Source organism: Sphingomonas sp. ID0503 (assembly GCF_048565625.1).
Taxonomy (GTDB): domain Bacteria; phylum Pseudomonadota; class Alphaproteobacteria; order Sphingomonadales; family Sphingomonadaceae; genus JBLZUR01.
Window position 1 is genome coordinate 2658399 of the sequence record NZ_JBLZUR010000002.1, and the last position, 22442, is coordinate 2680840.

24 protein-coding genes are annotated in these 22442 nt (G+C 67.5%); 13 read left to right on the top strand and 11 right to left on the bottom strand.

What is annotated here, in order from left to right; genetic code table 11:
* Positions 1-68 precede the first annotated feature (68 nt).
* The 7 genes from tolB to pyk form a co-directional block, all read right to left on the bottom strand.
* The gene (gene tolB, locus ACM608_RS13990; protein ID WP_419683976.1) at positions 69-1445 is read right to left on the bottom strand and encodes a Tol-Pal system beta propeller repeat protein TolB; all 1377 of its coding nucleotides are present in this window, start codon (positions 1443-1445) and stop codon (positions 69-71) included.
* An 11-nt stretch (positions 1446-1456) separates the two neighbouring features.
* On the bottom strand, positions 1457-2350 hold the full coding sequence (locus ACM608_RS13995) for a hypothetical protein (RefSeq protein ID WP_419683978.1): 894 nt from the start codon (positions 2348-2350) through the stop codon (positions 1457-1459).
* Between the two features lie 92 nt (positions 2351-2442).
* Positions 2443-2883 carry an ExbD/TolR family protein gene (locus ACM608_RS14000; protein ID WP_419683980.1) on the bottom strand — a complete coding sequence of 147 codons (441 nt, stop codon included), beginning with the start codon at positions 2881-2883 and terminating at the stop codon, positions 2443-2445.
* Positions 2883-3581, bottom strand: a complete 699-nt coding sequence (gene tolQ / locus ACM608_RS14005) for a protein TolQ (protein ID WP_419683981.1) — start codon at positions 3579-3581, stop codon at positions 2883-2885. Before tolQ ends, ACM608_RS14000 begins: the two co-directional genes overlap by 1 nt.
* A 10-nt stretch (positions 3582-3591) precedes the next feature.
* Entirely contained in the window at positions 3592-4032 is a 441-nt protein-coding gene (locus ACM608_RS14010) for a YbgC/FadM family acyl-CoA thioesterase (RefSeq protein ID WP_419683982.1), read from the bottom strand.
* Positions 4033-4142: 110 nt separating this feature from the next.
* A complete protein-coding gene (gene ruvB / locus ACM608_RS14015) occupies positions 4143-5168 on the bottom strand; it encodes a Holliday junction branch migration DNA helicase RuvB (RefSeq protein ID WP_419683984.1) in 1026 nt (341 codons plus the stop codon).
* Positions 5169-5356: 188 nt separating this feature from the next.
* A complete protein-coding gene (pyk, locus tag ACM608_RS14020; protein ID WP_419683986.1) occupies positions 5357-6814 on the bottom strand; it encodes a pyruvate kinase in 1458 nt (485 codons plus the stop codon).
* Positions 6815-6883: 69 nt separating this feature from the next.
* Between pyk and ACM608_RS14025 the strand changes: the two genes are divergently transcribed.
* From ACM608_RS14025 to ruvA, 6 genes are all read left to right on the top strand, one after another.
* Positions 6884-7219, top strand: coding sequence for a DUF1244 domain-containing protein (locus ACM608_RS14025; protein WP_419683988.1), 336 nt, complete (start codon positions 6884-6886; stop codon positions 7217-7219).
* Between the two features lie 69 nt (positions 7220-7288).
* Positions 7289-7531 carry a DUF2312 domain-containing protein gene (locus ACM608_RS14030; protein WP_419683990.1) on the top strand — a complete coding sequence of 81 codons (243 nt, stop codon included), beginning with the start codon at positions 7289-7291 and terminating at the stop codon, positions 7529-7531.
* Positions 7532-7535: 4 nt separating this feature from the next.
* Entirely contained in the window at positions 7536-8240 is a 705-nt protein-coding gene (locus tag ACM608_RS14035) for a hypothetical protein (RefSeq protein WP_419683992.1), read from the top strand.
* 71 nt (positions 8241-8311) lie between these two features.
* Positions 8312-9055, top strand: coding sequence for a YebC/PmpR family DNA-binding transcriptional regulator (locus ACM608_RS14040; RefSeq protein ID WP_419683993.1), 744 nt, complete (start codon positions 8312-8314; stop codon positions 9053-9055).
* A 223-nt stretch (positions 9056-9278) separates the two neighbouring features.
* Positions 9279-9770 (top strand): crossover junction endodeoxyribonuclease RuvC, encoded by a 492-nt coding sequence (gene ruvC / locus ACM608_RS14045; RefSeq protein ID WP_419683994.1) that lies wholly within the window; start codon positions 9279-9281, stop codon positions 9768-9770.
* Between the two features lie 108 nt (positions 9771-9878).
* A complete protein-coding gene (gene ruvA / locus ACM608_RS14050) occupies positions 9879-10478 on the top strand; it encodes a Holliday junction branch migration protein RuvA (protein WP_419685220.1) in 600 nt (199 codons plus the stop codon).
* Between the two features lie 66 nt (positions 10479-10544).
* Here ruvA and ykgO read toward each other — a convergent pair whose 3' ends face one another.
* Positions 10545-10670 carry a type B 50S ribosomal protein L36 gene (gene ykgO / locus ACM608_RS14055; protein WP_003046794.1) on the bottom strand — a complete coding sequence of 42 codons (126 nt, stop codon included), beginning with the start codon at positions 10668-10670 and terminating at the stop codon, positions 10545-10547.
* Between the two features lie 121 nt (positions 10671-10791).
* On the opposite strand from ykgO, the gene ACM608_RS14060 reads away from it, so the two are divergent.
* The 4 genes from ACM608_RS14060 to ACM608_RS14075 all read left to right on the top strand — a co-directional run bounded on the left by ACM608_RS14060 (position 10792) and on the right by ACM608_RS14075 (position 15663).
* A complete protein-coding gene (locus ACM608_RS14060) occupies positions 10792-11553 on the top strand; it encodes a metallophosphoesterase family protein (protein WP_419683996.1) in 762 nt (253 codons plus the stop codon).
* Between the two features lie 63 nt (positions 11554-11616).
* Positions 11617-12237: a DUF4136 domain-containing protein gene (locus ACM608_RS14065; RefSeq protein ID WP_419683997.1), complete on the top strand. Its 621-nt coding sequence runs from the start codon at positions 11617-11619 to the stop codon at positions 12235-12237.
* On the top strand, positions 12234-13355 hold the full coding sequence (locus ACM608_RS14070; protein ID WP_419683998.1) for a M14 family metallopeptidase: 1122 nt from the start codon (positions 12234-12236) through the stop codon (positions 13353-13355). Before ACM608_RS14065 ends, ACM608_RS14070 begins: the two co-directional genes overlap by 4 nt.
* 79 nt (positions 13356-13434) lie before the next feature.
* Positions 13435-15663, top strand: a complete 2229-nt coding sequence (locus ACM608_RS14075) for a hypothetical protein (RefSeq protein WP_419683999.1) — start codon at positions 13435-13437, stop codon at positions 15661-15663.
* Here ACM608_RS14075 and ACM608_RS14080 read toward each other — a convergent pair.
* Complete coding sequence (locus ACM608_RS14080; protein ID WP_419684000.1) at positions 15660-16373, bottom strand: dienelactone hydrolase family protein; 714 nt, start codon at positions 16371-16373, stop codon at positions 15660-15662. The genes ACM608_RS14075 and ACM608_RS14080 overlap by 4 nt on opposite strands.
* A 90-nt stretch (positions 16374-16463) precedes the next feature.
* Between ACM608_RS14080 and gpmA the strand changes: the two genes are divergently transcribed.
* From gpmA to ACM608_RS14095, 3 genes are all read left to right on the top strand, one after another.
* Positions 16464-17150 (top strand): 2,3-diphosphoglycerate-dependent phosphoglycerate mutase, encoded by a 687-nt coding sequence (gpmA, locus tag ACM608_RS14085; protein WP_419684001.1) that lies wholly within the window; start codon positions 16464-16466, stop codon positions 17148-17150.
* Between the two features lie 271 nt (positions 17151-17421).
* Positions 17422-17910: a 5-(carboxyamino)imidazole ribonucleotide mutase gene (gene purE, locus ACM608_RS14090; RefSeq protein WP_419684002.1), complete on the top strand. Its 489-nt coding sequence runs from the start codon at positions 17422-17424 to the stop codon at positions 17908-17910.
* A complete protein-coding gene (locus tag ACM608_RS14095; protein WP_419684003.1) occupies positions 17907-18971 on the top strand; it encodes a 5-(carboxyamino)imidazole ribonucleotide synthase in 1065 nt (354 codons plus the stop codon). Before purE ends, ACM608_RS14095 begins: the two co-directional genes overlap by 4 nt.
* 325 nt (positions 18972-19296) lie before the next feature.
* Here ACM608_RS14095 and ACM608_RS14100 read toward each other — a convergent pair whose 3' ends face one another.
* Together ACM608_RS14100 and ACM608_RS14105 are read right to left on the bottom strand one after the other, a co-directional pair.
* The gene (locus tag ACM608_RS14100) at positions 19297-19599 is read right to left on the bottom strand and encodes a hypothetical protein (RefSeq protein ID WP_419684004.1); all 303 of its coding nucleotides are present in this window, start codon (positions 19597-19599) and stop codon (positions 19297-19299) included.
* The gene (locus tag ACM608_RS14105) at positions 19599-22430 is read right to left on the bottom strand and encodes a M16 family metallopeptidase (protein ID WP_419684005.1); all 2832 of its coding nucleotides are present in this window, start codon (positions 22428-22430) and stop codon (positions 19599-19601) included. Before ACM608_RS14105 ends, ACM608_RS14100 begins: the two co-directional genes overlap by 1 nt.
* Positions 22431-22442 lie beyond the last annotated feature (12 nt).

Below are 22442 nucleotides of genomic sequence, written 5' to 3' on the forward strand. Positions count from 1 at the left end.
ACCCTGATAACTGCACTCTTCAGCGCAGCAACACGTCCGTCAAGCAGGCTGCCGCCTGAATGTTGCATTTACGGCAACAACGGCGACCAGGCCGGATCCGATCCATCGAGCGGCGTCGGAATCCGCCGCTCGTTCACGCCGGTGAGGTCGACCGACCACAGGTCAGCCCGGCCGGAGCCCTGCGCGGTGCGGAAGAACATGATGACGCGCCCGTTCGGCGACCAGCTCGGCCCCTCGTCCTGCCAGCCATTGGTCAGCACCCGCTCGCCGGAGCCATCCGGCCCGATCACGCCGACGTTGAAGCCGCCGCCGATCTTTGTGAAGGCGATCAGGTCGCCGCGCGGGCTCCACACCGGCGTCGCATAGCGCCCGCCGCCGAAGCTGATCCGCTGCTGCGCCGACCCGTCGGGGTTCATGACATAGAGCTGCTGTGTGCCCGAACGATCGCTCTCGAACACGATCTTCGACCCATCCGGCGAGAAGCTCGCCGCCGTGTCGATGCCGGGCGCGGTCGTCAGCCGCTGCGGCACGCCACCGGTCGCCCCGATCCGGTAGATGTCGGTGTTCCCCGCGACGGACATCGAGAAGATGATGAACCGCCCGTCCGGCGAGAAGCGAGGCGCGAAGGTCATGTTCGGCTGATCCACCACCAGCCGGTTCCGCCCCGATCCGATGTCGTAGACGTAGATGCGCGGCCGGTTGTTCGTATACGCCATATAGGTGATCGTCTGCTGTTCCGGCGCGAAGCGGGGGGTCAGCACGATCGACTGGCCGTTGGTCAGGAAGCGGTGGTTGGCCCCGTCCTGATCCATGATCGCCAGCCGCTTGGTCCGCCGCGTCTTCGGCCCGGTCTCGGACACGTAGACGACACGGCTGTCGAAATACGGCCCCTCACCGGTCAGCCGGGTATAGACCGTATCCGCGCATTTATGCGCCGCCCGCCGCCAGGTATCCGGCTTCACCACGAATCCCTGCCGCGCCAGTTCCGACTGCGAATAGGTATCGTAGAGGTAGCAGCCGACCGTCAGCGTGCCGTCCCCGTTCGCCTGGACGAAGCCGGTGACCAGCGCCTGCGCCCCCGCCGAGACCCATGTGCCGTAATTGGGTGCGGTGACCTCCGGGTAAGCGACCGGCTGGATGCCCGCGGGTCCGATCGGCGCGAACAGGCCCGATCCTTTCAGGTCATTGGCGACGATCTCCGCCACCTTCTGCCCCATCAGCTGCGTATTCCCGGCGGCAGTGTCCGTCGGTGCCGGCGTCGGCATGACCGGCACCGCGATCGGCATCGGCTGCGAAATGCCGCCGGTGATGTCGACGCGCAGCCGCCCGCCGGTCGCGGCGGGTGCGGCGCTGGACGCGGGAACGTTCTGCGCGGCGGCGGGTGCCGTCAGCACAAGGGCAAGAACAGCCGCAACCCCGGCCTTGAGTGCAGAAACGTGACCCATTCTCTCCATCCTCAATTCAGCTGACTGGGGATGAACCCCATCTCGATCTCTTCCCAGCCACCTTCGTACAGTTCGGCGGGCAGCTTCAAGGGCGAGCATTTCAGGACGGCGGTGCGGCTCACCTCCGCCATGCGGCGCGCATATTGCGAGTTCGCACCGTTGACGCCGGTCTGCTCGGTCACCTGCGGCTGGCCGGATACCGTCCCGTCCCGGTTGAAGCGTAGGTTGAGCACGGTAACGATCTGCATCGCAGGCGTACCGCTGAGCGAACCCAGCTCATAACACGGCTGGATCTGCCGCTTGATCGCCTGCGCCAGCCCGTTCATCGCCGCGCCGGAAACGGCCGCCCGCGCCGTCTTGCCCTTGCCGGGGCTGACGCCGATGCCCTTCAGGAAATCCTTGCCAAGCCGCGATCCGGTCGCCTTCTCCTTCTTGGCGGCGGCATTGTCGCCCTTGCCCGCGGTCTGCGCGTCCTTGATGTCCTTCAGCAGGTCGGGGCTGAGCTTCGACTTCGCGGGCGCGGGCTTGGTGGGCGGCGTCGGCTTCGCCGGGGTCGGCTTCGGCGCAGGCGCCACCGGCTCGGGTTTCGGCTTGGGGGCCGGCGCGACCGCCGGCTTGACCGCAGGCGTCGGAGGGGCGGGCGTCGGCTCGACCTTGCTGACCGGCGGCGCGGCCTCCTCGGGCGGTCCCTCTTCCGGCGCCTGCGACTCCTGCGGCGCTTCGGTGGCGGGCGTTGGGGAGGCGGATTGCAGGCCGATCTTGTCGGTCAACTGCACATCCATGACATCGCGGATTGCCGGCAGCGGCTTCGACGCGAACAGCCCAACCGAGAGCAGCACGAGTAGCGCGACATGCCCAACAAAGGCAGCACCAAGACCGACGCGTTCACTGCGATCTAGGCTCACCGCACACTCCAACGCCGTTCCCGCTGAGCCTGTCGAAGCGCCATCACCGGCCCTTCGACAAGCTCAGGGCGAACGGAACCTGCGCTCACCAGTTACTTACCCTCGTCCGGCGTGGTCACCAGCGCCACCCGGTTCAGCCCTGCGCGGTTCAGCTCCCCCATCACCCGCATCACCCGCCCGTAATCGAGCGTCGTGTCCGCACGCAGGAAGATCTGCGGCCCGCCCTCCTTGTCGCCGCCGCGGCCCCGAATCACCTCCAACCGCTGCGGCAACTCGGCATTGGCGATCCGCTCCTCGTCGATGAACACACCGCCGTTCGAATCGAGCGTCAGCTGGATCGGCTTCTGCTCCTGCTCCAGCGCACCCGCCCGGCTGTCGGGCAGCTTCACCTCGACGCCGGCGGTCAGCAGCGGTGCCGCCACCATGAAGATGATCAGCAGCACCAGCATGACGTCCACCAGAGGCGTGACGTTGATCTCCGCCATCGGCGCGCGGCCTTTGCCCCCGCGCTTCGGCATGCCGCCCATCGCCATTAAGCGTCCCCGTCCAGTTCCCGGCTGAAGGTGGTGTGGACGCCGTCGGCGAAGCGGGTCAGCTTCGCCTCGATCTTGTTCAACTGGTGCGTCAGCCGGTTATACGCGATCACCGCCGGAATGGCCGCGAACAGGCCGATGGCAGTGGCGAACAAAGCCTCCGAAATGCCGGGTGCCACCACAGCCAGGCTCGTGTTCTGCGACGCCGCGATGTCGGTGAACGATCGCATGATGCCCCAGACCGTGCCGAACAGCCCGACGAACGGCGCCACCGACCCGATCGTCGCCAGCACGTTCAGCCGGTCGGACAGCTTGTCCATCTCCGCCGCGATCGACGACGCCATGACCGCGTTCAGCCGCTGCCGCGTTCCATCCCGGTCCAGCTTGCGCCCGCCGGTCGACAGCCGCCACTCGGCCACGCCGGCGCGGAACACCTTGGCGCTCGGCAGGTCGTTGTCGGAATGCTCCTTGTGGAAGCGATCGACATCGTCGGTCTTCCAGAAGGTGCGCTCGAACTCATCGTTTTTCTTCGACAGGCCGGACAACCGGGTGCCGTGGCTGAAGATCACCATCCAGGTCCAGACGCTCGCCGCCAGCAGGCCGAGCATGACCAGCTTCACGACCAGATCGGCGTGCACGAACAGGGCGATCGGGTTGAGCGTCGCGCCGCCGGACGCGGTGGGAAGGAAAGCTTCCATCAGTCTTCGTCTACCCCTTCAAGGCCTCGAACCTGGCAACCCAGTCCGCCGGCTGCCGCGTCGCGCGACCGTTGGCCAGAAACGCAACCGTCACCTCGGCGTTCGTCAGCAACTCATGCCCGCGCATGACTCGTTGCTGAACGACGACCGCCGAAGCGCGGATCCGCGCCACCGTCGAGACAACTAGCAGGGCGTCATCCAGTTGCGCCGGCTTCCTGTAGCGGATGCTGAGGTCCGCCACGACATAGCCGCCCAGCCCGGCCTCCAGCGCCGCCCGCTGCTCGATCGCGATCAGGCGGAGCAGGTCCGACCGCGCCCGCTCCATGAAGCGAAGGTAGCTCGCATGGTAGACGATGCCGCCCGCATCCGTGTCTTCGTAGTAGACGCGCAAGGGGAAGCGGTGCTCGGTCCCGGCGATGCGACCGGATGGGGGGAGGTCCAATTCAACCATCCTCAACACACACCTAACATCCGTTCGCGCTGAGCCTGTCGAAGCGCCAGCGCCACCCGCACCTCTGGCCCTTCGACAAGCTCAGGGCGAACGGCGCCGGTGGAGTGAATTCACCCATCGAACAACCCCGCCTGCCCGCCCTCCGGCATCGGCAACCCCAGATGCGTCCACGCCCGCCCGTTCAAACACCGCCCCCGCGCCGTCCGCGCGATCAGGCCGAGCTGGATGAGGTACGGCTCGATCACCTCCTCGATCGTATCGCGCGGCTCGCTCAATCCCGCCGCCAGCGTCTCCACGCCCACCGGGCCGCCGCGATAGATGTCGGCGATCATGTGCAGATAGCGCCGGTCCATCGCATCCAGCCCGAGCGCATCCACCTCCAGCCGGTTGAGTGCCGCATCGGCAACCGTCGCGTTCACCGTCTCTGCGCCCGCAACATTCGCGAAATCACGCACCCGCCGCAGCAGCCGCCCGGCGATGCGCGGCGTCCCCCGGGAGCGCTTCGCCACCTCCGTCGCTCCATCCGGCGCGATGTCGAGCGAGAGCAGCCGCGCGGCGCGGATGATCACCCGCTCCAGTTCTTCGACGGTATAGAACTGCAGCCGGATCGGTATCCCGAACCGGTCGCGCAGAGGCGTGGTGAGCAGGCCCTGCCGTGTCGTCGCGCCGACGAGGGTAAAGCGCGGCAGATCGATCCGCACCGAGCGGGCCGACGGCCCCTCCCCGATCATCAGGTCGAGCGCGCGGTCCTCCATCGCCGGATACAGCACCTCCTCGACGGCAGGCTGAAGGCGGTGAATCTCGTCGATGAAGAGGACGTCGCCATCCTCCAGATTGGTGAGCAGCGCCGCCAGATCGCCGGACTTCGCGATCACCGGCCCGGAGGTGGCGCGGAACCCGACCCCCATCTCCCGCGCGACGATCTGCGCCAAGGTCGTCTTGCCGAGCCCCGGCGGCCCGAAGAGCAGAACATGATCGAGCGCCTCGCCCCGCCCCTTGGCTGCCTCCACGAAGATCCGCAGATTGTCGCAAGCCGCCTTCTGCCCAATGAACTCGGCCAAGGTCTTCGGACGCAACGCCGCGTCGATGTCCTCCGGTCGCCGCGCGGCGGTCAGGATGCGGTCTTCGTCGCTCACCCACGTTCCCTAGCTGTTCCCGGTCGGTGATGACAATGCCGCGCACACATCCTCCCCCGCCAGGGGGAGGTGGCGCCGAAGGCGTCGGAGGGGGAGGACAGGATAGCCAACGACACCGCCGCCCTCCCCCTCCGTCAGGCTCCGCCTGCCACCTCCCCCTGGCGGGGGAGGATCACGATGATCCCCCCTTAGCTCTTGTGGCCCTTCAGCTCGTCGCCCTGCAGGCGCACGATGTGGAGGACGTTGGTCGATCCCGGCGTGCCGAACGGAACGCCGGCGACCAGGATCAACCGATCCCCGCCCTTCGCCACGCCGGCGCGCAAGGCCATGCGCTTCGACTTCGCCACCATCTCCTCGAAGCTCGCGACATCCTTCGTGTTCACCGCATGGGCACCCCACAGCAGCCCCAACCGACGCGCGGTCTGCAGCTTCGGCGTCAGCACGAGCAGCGGCACCGACGGCCGCTCCCGCGCGATCCGCCGCGCGGTCGAACCCGAGCTGGTGAAGCAGATGATCGCCGCCGCCGAGATCGTCCGAGCGATCTGCCCCGCCGCCTCGGCAAGGGCGTCCGCCGTCGTGGGGTCGGGGATCGTCTTGGTGAAATGGACACGGTCGCCATGCGCCGGATCCTTCTCCACCGCCGTCGAGATGCGGTTCATCATCGCGACCGATTCTTCGGGCCAGGCGCCCGCCGCCAATTCGGCCGACAGCATGATCGCGTCCGCGCCGTCATAGACCGCCGTCGCCACGTCGGAGACCTCGGCGCGCGTCGGCGTCGGCGTCGAGATCATCGATTCGAGCATCTGCGTCGCGACGACCACCGGTCGCCCCAGCCGCCGCGCGCTCTCCACGATCCGCTTCTGCAGCGGCGGCACGCTTTCAGGCGGCAACTCGACGCCGAGGTCGCCGCGCGCAACCATCACCGCATCGGCCAGCTCCAGGATCTCGTCCAGCCGGTCGATCGCCGACGGCTTCTCGATCTTGGCGAGCAGCGACGCCTTGCCGCCGATCAGCCGCCGTGCCTCGGCGACATCCTCCGGCCGCTGCACGAAGGAGAGCGCGACCCAGTCGACCCCCTCCTCCAGCGCGAAGGCGAGGTCGCGGCGATCCTTCTCGGTCAGCGCCGGCAGCGGCACGACCACGTCAGGCACGTTCACGCCCTTGTTGTTCGAGATCGCACCACCGACCTCGACGCGCGTGATGACGCGGTCCGGCTCCACCTCCTCGGCACGCAGCACGATCTTGCCGTCATCGACCAGCAGGCGTGCGCCCGGCGTCAGCGCCGCGAAGATCTCCGGATGCGGCAGCTCGACGCGGCTTACGTCACCCGGGGTGGTGTCGCGGTCGAGGGTGAAGCGCTCGCCCGTCTGCAGCTGCACCTTGCCATCGGCGAAGCGGCCGACGCGCAGCTTCGGCCCCTGCAGGTCGGCAAGGATCGTGCTCGGCCGCCCGACTTCCTTTTCCAACCCCCGGATCGCGGCGATCACCTTGGCATGGGTTTCGTGCGCGCCATGGCTCATGTTGATGCGGAAGGCGTCGGCGCCCGCCAGCATCAGGCTCCGGATCATCGCCGCATCGCTGCTGGCCGGGCCGAGGGTGGCAAGCACGCGGACCTTGCGGGTGCGGGGGGCGATCGGGTTGACCACGAAGTCTCCTCGGATACTGACAGCGCTCGCATAGCCCCCTGCCGTGACAGATCAACCTTGGAGCGTGAAATGAGTGCCATCGACGATCTCGACGACCGCATCGCCGCCGACGCCTTCCGCCGCCTCGTGGCGCATCTCCGCCATCGCGAGGACGCGGCGAACATCGACCTCATGGCGCTTTCCGGTTTCTGCCGGAACTGCCTGTCGGAATGGATCGAGGACGCCTCGGCTGCCGCCGGCCAGCCGATCGGGCGGGAGGAGGCGCGCGCCCTTGTCTACGGCGAGCCGTACAAGGACTGGAAGTCGCGCCAGCCCGACGCGTCGGCCGAACAGGTCGCAGCGATGGAGGAGAGCCTGAAGCGGAACGAGAGCCGCCCCGCCTGGACGCCGTTCGCCGGGGCCTGATGCGAGGGGGTTGAGGCGCGGGGCCGCCTCCCCTAGACGCGCCTGCCTGATTTCCGAGGGGACCGAATCATGAGCGACGGCAATGTTGCGGCCGACCAGCTGCGCCTCTTCATCGAACGCATCGAGCGGCTGGAGGAAGAGAAGAAGGGCATCGCCGACGACATCAAGGACGTCTACCTGGAGGCGAAGGCAAACGGCTACGACACCAAGACGATGCGCACCATCGTCCGCCTGCGCAAGATGGAGAAGAACGCCCGCGACGAGGCGGATGCGCTGCTCGAAACCTACCGCACCGCTTTGGGCATGATCTGACCGCATGGCGGGCGTCGCGGCGATCCGGCGGGCGGTGTTGTCCGACGCCGCACCGGCGAGGCTCGGCCTCGGCTGGTGGATCGCTGCGCTTGCCGTCACAATCGGCACCAACATCCTCGACTTCCTGACCGCACCGCGGCCCGGCGAGGAACTGACGGCGGCGTTCATCCCCGCCGCCCTCGTCCGTGTCGTTCTGGTGTTCTGGATCGGCTATCTGCTCGTCAGGCGGATGATGCGCGCCACGCCCGCGCAAGGCGATCGCTGGACCTTGCCCCGCTATGTCGCGCTGACCCTCGTCCTCGCGATCGGCTACGGCATGACGCAGAAGATCGCCGACCTCTCCCTCGGGCAGGAGAACCTCGCCAACCGCTGGCTGCTGATGCTGGCCGTCTCCGCCGCTTGGACGATCATCCTGATCCGCACCACAGCGTGGAGCGCGGCCCTGGCGGCCGGGCGCCGGTTTCGCGTCCTGCCCTCGCTCTGGCGGAGCCTGTCGGGCCGGCACTTCGCCCTGTCGGTCGTGTTCGCCCAGCTGATCCTGCCGCTGATCGCGATCCACCTCGCTTTGGCGCTGCTCAGCGTCACGCTCATCCTGCCGCCGCGCGCGCTGATCGGCATGGCGGTGGTCGACGGCGTCGTCTCCGCCGGGCAGATGGTCCTCACCGCCGCCCTCCAGCAGACCGCCCTCATCCTCGCCGACCGCCCCTGACATTGCACCGATCGGTGCGCTGGGGTTAGAGAGCGCGGCACCCGAATAAGCACAAGGACGAGCGACGGCACATGGCCGGCCATTCCAAATTCAAGAACATCATGCACCGCAAGGGTGCGCAGGATAAGAAGCGTTCGGGCATGTTCTCGAAGCTCAGCCGCGAAATCACCGTCGCGGCGAAGATGGGCCTGCCCGATCCCGACATGAACCCGCGCCTGCGCGCCGCCGTCAACGCCGCCAAGGCGCAGTCGATGCCCAAGGACAACATCCAGCGGTCGATCGACAAGGCGAGCCGGGGCGATGTCGAAAACTATGAGGAGGTCCGCTACGAGGGCTTCGGCCCGGGCGGCGTGTCGCTGATCATCGAATCTCTCACCGACAACCGCAACCGCACCGCCACCAACGTGCGCACCGCCGTCTCCAAGAACGGCGGCAATCTCGGCGCGGGCGGCTCGGTCAGCCACGGCTTCGACCGCCTCGGCCTCATCAACTATCCCGCCAGCGCGGGCGACCCGGAGAAGGTGTTCGAGGCGGCGCTGGAGGCGGGGGCCGAGGACGTCACCTCCAGCGAGGACGGCCACGAGATCTGGACGGCCCAGGCCGACCTCCACGAAGTCGCCAAGGCGCTGGAGCCGGTGCTCGGCGCGGCGGAAAGCGCCAAGCTCGCCTGGCGCCCGCAGACCATGGTCTCGGTCGGCGAGGACGACGCCGCCAAGCTCTTCAAGTTGATCGACACGTTGGACGACGACGACGACGTCCAGACCGTCTGGGGCAATTACGAAGTCTCCGACGAGGTGATGGAGAAGCTGGGATAATCCGCCGCACGCGAACGCGCGTAGTCTTGATCGGGATTTTAGCTCACGCGGAGGCGCGGAGACGCGGAGGCGTTGATCCCGGCGCGAAGCGCCTCCTCCATACCGCAATGGCAGGTGCCACCCGGGACAACTCTATAGCGCTTCGCGCGCCCCAGCCCCTTCTCCGCGCCTTCGCGCCTCCGCCTGAACCATTTCCCGCGTCTTCGCGCTTCCACCCCCACCCATGATCATCCTCGGCCTCGACCCCGGCCTCGGCACCACCGGTTGGGGCGTGATCGCGGCGGATGGCAACCGCCTGTCCCACATCGCCAACGGGCACATCCGCACCGATGCCGCCACCCCCCTCCCGCAGCGGCTCGTCACCCTTCACGCCGCGCTGACCGACCTCCTCCTCCAGCACCGCCCGGACGGCGCGGCGGTCGAGGAGGTGTTCGTCAACGCCAATCCGCGATCGACGCTGAAGCTCGGCCAGGCGCGCGGCGTGGCGCTGCTTGCCGCCGCCACTTCGGGGCTGACCCTCGGCGAATACGCCCCCACCCTCGTCAAGAAGGCGGTCGTCGGCACCGGCGGGGCGGAGAAGGCCCAGGTCCATGCGATGGTCGCCCGCCTCCTGCCCGGCGCGAAGATCGCCGGCGCGGACGCCGCCGACGCGCTGGCGGTGGCGATCACCCACGCGCACCACCTGGCGAGCGCCCGGGCGCTCTCCCGGCGTTGACCGGCACCCCGGACTTGTCCCGGGGTCCACCGTCGCGCATATCCGCCCTCCGGAGGATCTGGTCCACGGTGGATGCCGGAACAGGTCCGGCATGACGGGGCAGGCATCGTGATCGCGCATCTCACCGGAACCCTGGCCACCACCGCCGCCGACCATGCGGTGATCGATGTCGGCGGCATCGGCTATCTCTTCGGCGCCTCGACCCGAACCCTCACCGCCCTCGGCGCCACGGGAGAGCGCGTCACCGTCCATACCGAGATGCTGGTCGCCGAGGATTCGATCCGCCTCGTCGGCTTCGCCTCTGCCGGGGAGCGCGACTGGTTCCGCCTGCTCACCTCCGTCCAGGGCGTCGGCGCACGCGTCGCGCTGGCGATCCTCTCGATTCTCGACCCCACCGAACTGACCCGCGCCGTCGTGGCGCAGGACAAGGCGATGGTCGCGCGCGCCAACGGCGTCGGCCCGAAGCTTGCCGAGCGCATCGTCCGCGAGCTGAAGGACAAGGCGGGCGGCGCGATCGCCGGTGCCCCTGGCCTGCCGCCGCCGCCGGCCGGCACCGCCTCGGCGGACGCGCTCTCTGCCCTCGCCAATCTCGGCTTCCGCCCTGCCGAGGCGGCGGGCGCGGTGAAGGCGGCGGAGGAGGAACTCGGCCCCGGCGCGACGCTCGACGCTCTCGTCCGCATCGCGCTCAAGAAGGCGAGCCGGGCCTAACCCGAACAGCAAAAGGCCCCGGCTTTCGCCGAGGCCCCTCACATCACCACTGGGTGCAGCCCGGGCTTAGCCCTGGCGCGCCTTGAAGCGGCGGTTGGTCTTGTTGATGACATAGGTGCGGCCACGGCGGCGGATCACGCGATTGTCGCGATGCCGGTCCTTGAGCGACTTCAGAGAATTGCGAATCTTCATGGCCGGAACGCCTGCCCTGTTCTAAACATGACTTTAAAGGAGGCGCGTCCCTATGCGGCGGCGGGACACGAGTCAACCCGGCCATTTGCATCCCTCCGCCACGCCTATAGTTTAGAGACCGATGTTCGATTTCCTCAAGCGCAAGAAGCCGGCCTTCACCGCCAGTCTCCCTCCAGGCCGGCGGGTCTATGCCATCGGCGACATCCACGGCCGGCTGGACCTCCTCCTTGAGCTGTCCGGCCTGATCGCGCAGGACAATCGGGAGCGCGGGGCGGCGGAGACCGACGTCATCCTGCTGGGCGACCTGATCGATCGCGGCCGCGATTCCGCCGGCGTCATCCGCTTCGCGCGGGAGGCGCAGCCGCCCTGGGCGCGGCTGACGGCGATCAAGGGCAATCACGAGGCGTTCTTCCTCGACATCTACAACGGGAATATCGACCGCCTTGGCCCCTGGGTTGAATATGGCGGGCGGCAGATGCTGGAGAGCTTCGGCGTCAACCCCGATCTCCTCGACGATCCGGAGGCGAACCCCAAGGCGGTCCTCGCCGCCATGCGGGCGGCGATCCCCCCGGATGTCATCACCTGGATCGAGGCGATGCCGGTCGCGGTCAGGGTTGGCGACTACCTCTTCGTCCATGCCGGCATCCGCCCCGGCGTGCCGCTGGACGAGCAGTTGGAGGAAGATGCCCTCTGGATCCGCGAGGATTTCCTCGAAAGCCAGGCGGATCACGGTGCCACCATCGTCCACGGCCACACCATCGTGCCCAAGGTAGTCAACCGCGCCAACCGCATCGGCGTTGATACCGGCGCCTACCGCAGCGACCGGCTGACCGCCGTCGGACTGGAGGGCACGGAGCGCTGGTTCCTCCAGACGAGCTATTGACCGGACCCGCGATTGGAACTTGAAGCCGGGCGTCAGGTTAGTTGCTGGCACAATGGAAGGATGATGAAGGCGATGCGCGCGAAGATCATGGGTATCGCGGTGGTTGGCGCGCTTGCGCTGTCGGGCTGCGCAACGTCCGGCGGCGGCGGTGGACGCGCCGCTCCCGCGCAGGTGACCCGCTTCCACCTCGGCCAGCCGATCGCCCCCGGCAACGTCATGATCGAGCAGCGCGGCCAGGGCGCGATCTCCCCGCTTGAGTTCAAGACATATGCCGATGCGGTCGCGCCGGAGCTGACTCGTCTCGGCTTCACCGTCACGCCGACGCTGACCACGTCCGAACTGGTCGCCGTCGTCGATGTGCGGCGCGGCACGCGAGAGCAGATGGCGCAGCGCTCGCCGCTCACCGTCGGTCTCGGCGGCGGCAGCTATGGCGGCGGGGTCGGCCTGGGCGTCGGCACCAGCTTCGGCGTCGGCAAGAAGCGCGGCGGCACCATCGTCGTGACCGAGCTGTCCGTGCAGTTGAAGCGCCGCTCCGAAGGCACCGTGATCTGGGAAGGCCGCGCCTCGACCGAGGCCACTGCCGGCGCACCCGGATCGGAACCCGGCCCCGCCGTCGCCTATCTCGCGAATGTGCTGTTCCGGGACTTCCCCGGCGAGTCGGGCAGGACGATCATCGTCAAATGACCCTGTCCGTCTCCTCCGCCTTCGACAGCGGCAACATTCGTCTCGTCTCCACCCGTGAAGACGGCTTCGATCTGGAAATCGTCACCGATCACCAGTCCGACTTCTACCAATGGTTCCACTTCCGCGTGGTCGGCGGCGCGGGCAAGGCGCTCACTCTGCGCATCGTCAACGCGGGCGGCTCCGCCTATCCGGACGGCTGGCCGAACTACAAGGCCTGCGTCAGCGAGGATCGGGAAAGCTGGTTCCGCGCCGATACCGCCTATGAGGACAAGGTACTGACCATCCGGCACACGCCAGCCTCCAACAGCGTCTGGTTCGCTTATTTCGCGCCCTATTCGATGGAGCGTCACCACGATCTCGTCGCGGCGGCGGCGGGATGCGAGGGGGTGACGGTCGCCTCGCTCGGCAAGACGCTGGACGGGCAGGACGTGGACTATCTCAGCGTCGGCGAAGGGCCGCGACAGGTCTGGATGTTCGCGCGCCAGCATCCGGGCGAGAGCATGGCGGAATGGTGGATGGAAGGCGCGATCGAGCGGCTGACCGATCCGCACGATCCCGTCGCCCGCTCGCTGCGCAAGCGCGCCACCTTCCACCTCGTGCCCAACATGAACCCCGACGGCTCCCGGCGTGGCCATCTCCGCACCAACGCCGCCGGCGTGAACCTCAACCGCGAATGGCACGCCCCCACTACGGAGAGGAGTCCCGAGGTCCTCCACGTCCGCAACAGGATGGACGAGACCGGCGTCGACTTCGCCATCGACATCCACGGCGACGAGGCGATCCCCTACGTCTTCCTCGCTGGTTTTGAGGGCATACCCTCGCTGACCGAGCAGCAGGTCGCGAACTACGACGCCTATCAGAAGGCGCTCGCCCGGCGCTCGCCCGACTTCCAGTACAAGCACGGCTATGCCCGCGCGGGGAAGGGCAAGGCCAACATGTCCATGTCCACCAACCAGCTGGCCGAACGCTTCGGCTGCGTGGCGATGACGCTCGAGATGCCGTTCAAGGATAATGACGACCTGCCCGACCCCGTCCACGGCTGGTCGCCCGAACGGTCGAAGCTCCTTGCCCATGCCTGTCTCGACGCGCTGCACGAGATCGTCGAGGATCTTCGCTAACTACCTGTCGCGTTTACCTTTCGTAAGGCACGAATGGCTTAGGTGAACCCGCCCCAGCGCGTCGGGGCGGGGAGTCAGCGTGACCATCAAAGCGACCTACACGATCACCAACGAGATCGGGGCGAGCGCCGCCACGGTCGGTCAGTTGAAGACGATCACCACCGCCGCCTTCAACGAATGGGGCAAGGTCCTCGCCGGGAACGCGAACCTGAAGGTCAAGATCGATCTGGTCGCGAGCAATGCCAGCGGCCGGGCCGAGGCAACGTCCACCAACCTTTGGGTGAACGGCGCCAGCACGATCGCGCAAGCGACGCCCGCCTATCAACTGCGCACCGGCAAGGAGAGCGGTCAGGACTGGGACGTCTCGATCAGCATCACCGAGGATTATCTGAAGCTGCTCCACCTTGGTACATCGTCCAAGGTGCCGGCCGGCATGACCGATGGCCTCAGCGTCATGATGCACGAGATCGGCCACTCTCTCGGCTTCAACGGCTACGGCACCGACGACCCGTCGTACAAGACGGTCTACGACGATCATCTGACCAAGCCGAACTCGAAGGGCGTCTATTCCTTCGACGGTCCCAATTCGAAGGCGGTCTACGGAAAGACCGTGCCGCTCACCTTCAACAACTACACGCATTACGGCAATTCGGCGGACGAGCCGCTGCCCGGCGCGGACATGGTCACCGGCCTTATGAACGGCGTCCTCCTCTACACGGGCGTCCGCTACCAGATCAGCAAGCTCGACCTCGCGATGATGGCCGACATGGGCGTCGGCACGATCTACAACGACATCTTCGACCTGCCCTATATGGACGCCTTCACCGGCGGAAAGGGCAACGATACCTACCGGATCAGCGCCTCCACCGTGCGGATCAACGAGCTGAAAGGCCAGGGAACGGACAGCGTCTTCTCCAGCGCGAACTACACCCTGTCTTCCAATGTCGAGAACCTGACCCTCACCGGCAAGGCGACGAAGGGGACCGGCAACGGCTCGGCCAACACCATCACCGGCAACTCAGCCGCCAACACGCTCTCCGGCGGGGCGGGGAACGACAAGCTGTTCGGCGGCGATGGCAACGACACGCTGGACGGCGGAACCGCCGGGGACGTCATGACCGGCGGCAAGGGCAACGACACCTACATCGTCGAGAGCACCAGGGACGTCGTTGTCGAGGCGAAGAGCGGCGGCACGGATACTGTGAAGGCGTCGGTCAGCTACACGCTCGGCTCCAACCTCGAAAACCTGACCCTGACCGGCACCGCCAAGATCAACGGCACGGGCAACAGCTCCGCCAACACCATCACCGGCAACTCAGCCGCCAACACGCTCTCCGGCGGGGCGGGGAACGACAAGCTGTTCGGCGGCGATGGCAACGACACGCTGGACGGCGGAACCGCCGGGGACGTCATGACCGGCGGCAAGGGCAACGACACCTACATCGTCGAGAGCACCAGGGACGTCGTTGTCGAGGCGAAGAGCGGCGGCACGGATACTGTGAAGGCGTCGGTCAGCTACACGCTCGGCTCCAACCTCGAAAACCTGACCCTGACCGGCACCGCCAAGATCAACGGCACGGGCAACAGCTCTGCAAACACCATCACCGGCAACTCAGCCGCCAACACGCTCTCCGGCGGGGCTGGCAACGACAAGCTGTTCGGCGGCGATGGCAACGACACGCTGGACGGCGGAACCGGCGCGGACACCATGACCGGCGGCAAGGGCAACGACACCTACAGCGTCGAGAGCACCAGGGACGTCGTTGTCGAGGCGAAGAGCGGCGGCACGGATACTGTGAAGGCGTCGGTCAGCTACACGCTCGGCTCCAACCTCGAAAACCTGACCCTGACCGGCACCGCCAAGATCAACGGCACGGGCAACAGTTCCGCCAACACCATCACCGGCAACTCAGCCGCCAACAAGCTGTCGGGTGGCGCGGGCAACGACACGCTGTTCGGCGGCGCCGGCGTGGATACGCTGACCGGGGGCAGCGGCAACGACCGCTTCGTGTTCAAGGCCGGCGACACCGGCAGCACAGCGTCAAAGGCCGACCACATCACCGACTTCACGATGGGCGCGGACAAGATCGACTTGTCCGCCATCGACGCGCGGTCCGCCAGCGCCAGCAACGACAAGTTCAGCTGGATCGGCACCCGCGCCTTCGAAGGCAAGGCCGGGCAGCTCCACTTCGAGCATGTCGGAAAGGGCACCCTGATCAGCGGCGACACCGACGGCGACAAGCTGGCCGACTTCTTCATCCACCTCGACACCCAGGTCGCGCTGACCAAGACGGATTTCGTCCTCTAGGCGAAGATCTCGTTCAGGAAGGCCGTGAGCGCCGCCCAAGAGCGCCTGTCTGCGCTCTCCGAATAGCCGAAGCCCGGTCCGAGCCCCTTGCCGGGCGTGGTGAAGCTGTGGCCGGTATGGCCATAGGCGTGAAGCTGCCAGTCCGCCCCCGCCTCGGTCAGTTCCTTCGCGAGCGCCACGAAGCTGTCGGGCGGCGTCAGCGGATCGTCCCACCCCTGGCTGATCAGCAGCTTCGCCTTGATCGGCGCGTTCGGATGCGCGGGCGCGTCGAAGATCGCGTGGAACGGCGCAACACCCGTCACCTCGGCCCCGCTGCGGGCCAGATCGAGCACGCACTTGCCGCCCATGCAGTAGCCGAGCGCCGCCGTTCTGGACCCGTCGACACCGGGCAGCGCCTTGAGGACGGCCAGCGCATTCTGGAACCGCGCCTGCGCCGCCTTCCGGTCCGCCATCAGCTCGCCCATCAGCGCGGTCGCCTCCTCGGCCGTCGCGCCGGTGCGCCCGCCGCCATAGGGATCGGCCACCAGCACGACATAGCCCGCCTCCGCCAGCCGCCGTGCCTTGTCGACCTCCAGGTCACGCAGACCCCAGAAGGTCGGCGCGATCAGGATGCCCGGCGCCGGCCCGGTCACCGCATCGTCATGCACCACGCGGCCGACGAATGGCCCGCCATCGCCCTGATATTCATAGACCTCGACCGACACCGCCATATCCGAACTCCCGTTTTCCGCACCGCAGCAGGTGACGCGGCGGCGCTCGCGTTCTAAGGCTGCCACCCAGAAATGGGGAGACCAAACCGCATGCCGACGCTCGTCCTGATCCGCCACGGCCAGTCCGCCTGGAACCTGGAGAACCGCTTCACCGGCTGGTGGGATGTCGACCTGACCGAACAGGGCCATGCCGAGGCGAAGGCGGCGGGCGAGCTGCTGGCCGCCAAGGGCCTCGATTTCGACCTGACCTTCACCAGCCTGCAGACCCGCGCGATCAAGACGCTGAACATCGCGCTGGAGGCGATGGGTCGCCTCTGGCTGCCGGTCGAAAAGGACTGGCGCCTGAACGAGCGGCATTATGGCGGGCTGACCGGCCTCAACAAGGCGGAGACCGCGGCGAAGCACGGCGAGGATCAGGTGAAGGTCTGGCGCCGCAGCTTCGACATCCCCCCGCCCCCACAGGATGCGGACAGCGACTGGGATCTGTCGAAGGACCGCCGCTATGCCGGCATCACGATCCCCAACACCGAAAGCCTCAAGGACACCATCGCCCGCGTCCTCCCCTATTGGGAAGAGCGCATCGCGCCCGAGCTGAAGGCGGGCAAGCGCGTCCTGATCTCCGCCCACGGCAATTCGCTGCGCGCGCTGGTCAAGCACCTGTCGGCGATCCCCGACGCGGACATCACCGGCCTGGAAATCCCGACCGGCCAGCCGATCGTCTACGATCTGGACGAAGCGCTGAATGCGAAGGACCGGTACTACCTGTCGGAGCGCTAACCTCCGCCCGTTCCGCCCTGCCCTCTCCCTCGGCAACGTACCGTCCTCACCCATCCTCCCCCGCCAGGGGGAGGTGGCAGGCGCAGCCTGACGGAGGGGGAGGGCGGTGGTCAGCTCTGATCTTCGCGACACCGCCGTCCTCCCCCTCCGTCGCCTGACGGCGCCACCTCCCCCCTGGCGGGGGAGGATACATCCCGCCGATAGGCACGTGGACATCCCCGTAAAACGCGCTAGGAAACGGCGCTTCACTCGCTCCATGCCACGGGGAAGCATGTCGGACGTGTCGCCGCTGGTCGGCATCATCATGGGCAGCCGATCGGACTGGGAAACCATGTCCAAGGCGGCGGAAACGCTCACCAGCCTCGGCGTGCCGCATGAGGTGAAGGTCGTCTCCGCCCACCGCACGCCCGAACGCCTCTACGACTACGCCCGCTCCGCCGTCGATCGCGGCCTCAAGGCAATCATCGCGGGCGCCGGCGGCGCGGCGCACCTGCCCGGCATGACGGCATCGATGACCCGCCTGCCCGTCCTCGGCGTACCGGTCGAAAGCAAGGCGCTGAAGGGCATGGATAGCCTGCTCTCCATCGTCCAGATGCCGGCGGGCATCCCCGTCGGGACGCTCGCCATCGGCAAAGCCGGGGCCACCAATGCCGCCCTCCTCGCCGCCGCGATGCTCGCCAATGAGGACGCGGGGCTCGCCGCCCGCCTCGACGCATGGCGCGCCCGCCAGACCGAGGCGGTCGCCGAAACGCCCGAATGATCCCGCCCGGCAGCACGATCGGCATCTTGGGCGGCGGCCAGCTCGGCCGGATGCTCGGGCAGGCGGCGGCGCAGCTCGGCTACCACGTCCATGTCTACGCGCCGGAGGGCAACCCCTCCGCCGCCGACGCGGCGCGGGCCGTCACACGCGCGGAGTACGAGGACCAGCGCGCCCTCGCGGCCTTCGCGGAATCGGTCGACATCGTGACCTTCGAGTTCGAGAACGTCCCCTGCGCGACGCTTGAGAAGCTCGCCGCCTCGGTGCCGGTCTACCCGCCCGCCGCCGCCCTGGGGGTGACGCAGGACCGGCTCGCCGAGAAGGCGTTCGTCCGCAAGCTCGGCGGCTGCACCGCACCCTATGCGCAGGTCGACAGCCGCGAAGACCTGAGCTTCGCGCTTACCTCTCTCGGCGCCCCGGCGATCCTGAAGACCCGCCGCTTCGGCTATGACGGCAAGGGCCAGGCCCGCCTCGCCTCGCCCGCCGACATCGACGCCGCTTGGGCAGCGATCGGCCAGCAATCCGCGATCCTCGAAGGCATGGTCGAGTTCGACGCGGAGTTCTCCATCCTCCTCGCCCGCGGGCAGGACGGGGCGGAACGCTGCTGGGCGGCACCGCACAACGTCCACAAGGACGGCATCCTCGACAGCTCCACCGTTCCCGCGCCCGGGCCGATCCACGATCAGGCGCCGGTCGCCGCCGATCTCGCCGGCAACATCGCCGACGCGCTCGACTATGTCGGCGTCCTCGCCTGCGAGTTCTTTGCGACGGCAAACGGTCCCGTTTTCAACGAGATGGCTCCTCGCGTTCACAATTCCGGCCATTGGACGATCGAGGGTGCCGTCACCTCGCAGTTCGAGAACCACATTCGCGCGATCTGCGGCCTGCCCCTCGGCCAGACCGCGCTCGCCGCGTCGAAGGTCACGATGCACAATCTGATCGGCGAGGATGCCGGCCGCTGGAAGGATATCCTGAGCGAGCCCGGCGCGCACCTCCACCTCTACGGCAAGGGCGAGGCGCGGCCCGGTCGCAAGATGGGTCACGTCACCCGCCTGTATCGCTAGGGTCTACGCACCGGCATGTGTGTCGATCCGGACACAACATGCCGAACAGAATCCTATTCGCTTCCAATGTAGGAAAATAAGTGCTTCCCCGGCGTCGGCTCTTTCGATCGTTTATCATGCAGTCTCGCGCACGCGCGCATGTGCGAGCGCGCGCCCACCCGTTGTGGCAGGACTTTTGAGACTTTCCGCGCTCTGACGGAGGTTTTGGCCTGACCTTGGCCCGGCCTTCCGCGTGCCCTTACGTCATCCCAGCGAAGGCTGGGATCGCGTGGAACAAACCCACCCGATGCCAGCCTTCGCTGGCATGACGCCGTTGAGTTGACGCCTACGCCTTCCTCACGCCCGTCAGCGGATAGGTGCCATACCAGCCGGCCTTCACCACTCCGTCGATGCGGTCGCCCTCGACGCTCGCCTCGCAGTCGAGCCTGACCTTCATCGGCGAACTGACCTCCATCTCCCACCGCAGATCATCGCCTTCGACCCGGCCATCGGCAATGCGCTTGGAGCCGAGCGCGCCCGACACCTCGCCGCTGAACCGATCCCCCTCGACGCGCACCGTCAGGGTGAAGTCCTGCGCGCCGACCGGTGTCTTTGCCGAGCAGGCCCAGCTGCCATCCGCCGCCGACATCAGCGCGACTTTCCCATCTCGACGGGCAGGCCAAGCCCGTCCAACTGCGGGCGGACCTTCGCCGCATCGCCCACGACGACCCAGATCATGTTCTCCGGCCGGATCACGTCGCGCGCCGCCTTGTCGAGTGCCGGCGCGGTCAGCGCGCGGTAGCGTGCGGGAAGGGTGACGTAGTAGTCGTCGGGCCGGTCGAGCGTGATGTTGGTGACGATCGCCGACATCAGCGCGTCGCTGGTCTCGAACGATCCCGGCAGCGACCGGATCTGCCCGCTGACGGTGCGGTCCAGCTCCTCCTCGTTGACACCCTTGGCGGTGAGGAACTCCTTCATGTCGGCCATGATCGCCTTGATCGACTCACCCGTCTTGTCCGCCTGCACCGGGGCCGAGGTGTAGAACGGCACCGCCTCGCGGAAGAGCGGGGTGAGCGAGAACGCCCCATAGGCCCAGCCCTTGGTCTCGCGCAGGTCCATGTTGAGGCGCGACAGGAAACTGCCGCCCAGCACCTCGTTGGCGGTGGTCAGCGCGATTGTATCATCCGTGCCCTTCAGTGGGGTCACCACACCGGCGCGGATCACCGATTGCGGGCTCTGCGGCCGGTCGATCAGGACGATGCGCGGCACGCGGGCCATGCGGTCCATGGCGAAGACCTTCTTGCCCTTCGGCGCTGTGGGCGGCGTCCAGTTGCCGAAGCGTGAGTCGAGCAGCGGCTTGATCTCGGCCAGCGTGGTGTCGCCGACCACCACGATCTCCATCATGTCGGGCCGGATCCAGCTGTCGTGGAAGGCGACGAGATCGGCGCGGGTCGCCGCCTTCACGCCCTCTTCCGTGCCGGTGCCGGTGCTCGGCACGCCATAGGGATGCGACTGACCGAACAGCAGGCCGGGCAGCGTGCGGCGGGCGATCGTGCCCGGATCGGTCTTCTCAGCCGCGATCCCGGCCAGCACCTGCCCGCGCAGCCGCTCCACCTCGCCCGCCTCGAACGCCGGGTTGCGTGCGATGTCGGAAAGGAGGTCCAGCGATGGCGCGAGGTTCGGCTTCAGCGCGAACAGGGCGATGGTCGTCTTGTCCATCGTGGCGCCCACCCCGATCTCAGCGCCCAGCCGCTCTTTCGCCTCGGCAAGCTGCACCGAGTTCATTGTCTTGGTGCCTTCGTCGAGGAGCGACCGCATCAGCGCGCCGGTGCCGAGCTTCTCCCTCACATCGCCCGAATTGCCGCCGTCGAAGACCAGCGCCACGCGCACCGTCGGCACCGTGGTGCGACGCGCGAACGTCACCTTCACGCCGTTGGCGAGCGTCGCATGCTCCAGCGTCGGGAACTCAAGGTCCTTGATCTCCGCAACCTTCGGCATGGCGACGGCGGCGGTCATGCCGGAGGCGGCCGGGGCAGCCGCACCACCGTTCGCCGGATCGACATAGTAGCGCGGGGCCGAGGTCGCGGCGTTGCCGGCCATCGCATTGTCCTGTGCCGAGCGCTCGCCCGGCACCACCGTCAGGCGGAAGGCGGGGCGGGTCAGCCACTTCTGGAGCGCCGCCGTCACCTGCGCCGGGGTCGAGGCGGCATAGGCGGCAAGGTCCTTGCGGTACTTCTCGGGATCGTTCGAATAGACCTCACCCTCGGCCAGCGTCACCGCCTTGCCCTCGAAGCCGCCGACCTGCTCCAGCCCAGCGATCGTGCCTGCGACCTCCTTCATCGCGGCGCGCTGCACCTCGTCGGCGGTCGGCCCCTTGGCGATGTAGTCGGCAAGCACCTGGTCCAGCTTCGCCGCCACCGCCTTGGCGTCCGCCCCGTCCTTCACGTCGACGGTCACCTCGGCCAGCGAGATGTTCTCGAACTCCTGGATCGATGCGGCGACGCCCACCGCCGTCTTGTCCTGCCGCACGAACAGGTTGTTGAGGCGCGAGGAAGAGAGGCCGCCCAAGACCGCCATGCCGATGTCGAGCGGCACCGTGTCCGCGTCGTTCAGGCCCGGCACCACCCAGTTGCGGTAGATCCGGGTATTCGACACCGCATCGTGCATCACCTGATCGACCGGTGCCTTCAGCGACGGCACCGGAACCGCCGGGCGCGGCGTCTCCGGCCCCCGCTTGAATGCGCCGAAATACTTCTCGATCAGCGGCCGGGCGGTCCTCGCGTCGATGTCGCCGGCCAGCACGAGCACCGCGTTGTTCGGCCCGTAATGCGCCTGGAACCAGCCTTTCACGTCATCCAGGCTGGCGCTGTCGAGGTCCTTCATCGAACCGATCGTCGAGTGCTGGTACGGGTGCCCTTCCGGGAACAGCGCCTGCAGCTGGGCATATTCGACCAGGCCGTAGGGCTTGTTATCGCCCTCGCGCTTCTCGTTCTGGACGACGCCGCGCTGGTTATCGAGCTTCGCCTGATCGATCGCGCCGAGCAGGTGGCCCATGCGATCCGCCTCCAGCCAGAGCGTCTGCTCCAGCCCGCCGACCGGCACCGTCTCGAAGTAATTGGTCCGGTCGAACCAGGTCGTGCCGTTCAGGTCGGTGGCACCCATCGCCTCCATCGGCTTGAAGAAGTCGAAATTCGCATTCTCCGACCCGTTGAACATCAGATGCTCGAACAGATGCGCGAAGCCGGTCTTGCCCGCCGGCTCGTTCTTCGAGCCGATGTGATACCAGACGGACACGGCGACGACCGGTGCCTTGCGATCGGTGTGGACGATGACCTTCAGCCCGTTCGGAAGCGTGAAGCGCTCGTAGGGAATGTCCACCGTCTTCACGAGCGCCGGCAGCGCACTTGGCGCTGGGGCCTGGGCGATGGCGGTGGTGGACAGGAGCGTGGCGGCAAGGGCTGCGGTCAGCGAACGGATCATCGAAGGTCTTTC